This window comes from Bacillus sp. 01N45, from assembly GCF_056399205.1.
The window spans coordinates 1-392 of record NZ_JBFTQW010000065.1; the positions used below are offsets into that span (position 1 = coordinate 1).

The 392-nt window shown below is 68.1% G+C and carries 1 protein-coding gene; it reads left to right on the forward strand.

The window, feature by feature from the left end; all coding sequences use genetic code 11:
• Nucleotides 1–119 precede the first annotated feature (119 nt).
• On the forward strand, nucleotides 120–392 hold a 273-nt coding region (locus AC1DMU_RS29745), incomplete at its 3' end, for a head completion/stabilization protein (RefSeq protein WP_476941705.1).

Below are 392 nucleotides of genomic sequence, written 5' to 3' on the forward strand. Positions count from 1 at the left end.
CATCAGGCGGCACGGGGTGTCCCAAGGGCGAGCCGCAAGGCAGCCCCACCCGGTCACCCCGTCCACCGCCTCCTCCGATCATCCACGTACCCATGTCTTCCTTCCTCGCTTCGGCCCCGGTGCAACCCGGCCAGAACCTGATCGGCAACGATGGCTTCTTCCCAGACGTCGATGTCGACGCGGCTATGGCCGCAATGCGTCAGGACGGCACGGTGACCGCCGAGCGCCTGCGCGGCGCGCTGGTCGAAGGCGTGCTGTCGGTCAACGATGACCTCGCGTCGTGGCGCACTGACCAGCTGGCCGGCGGCTACGCCACGTTGGGAGCAGTACCTGCCCCTCTGGTCGACGGCAAGTCCGCTCACCTGCACCGCTACCTGCGCGCTGTGTATTGC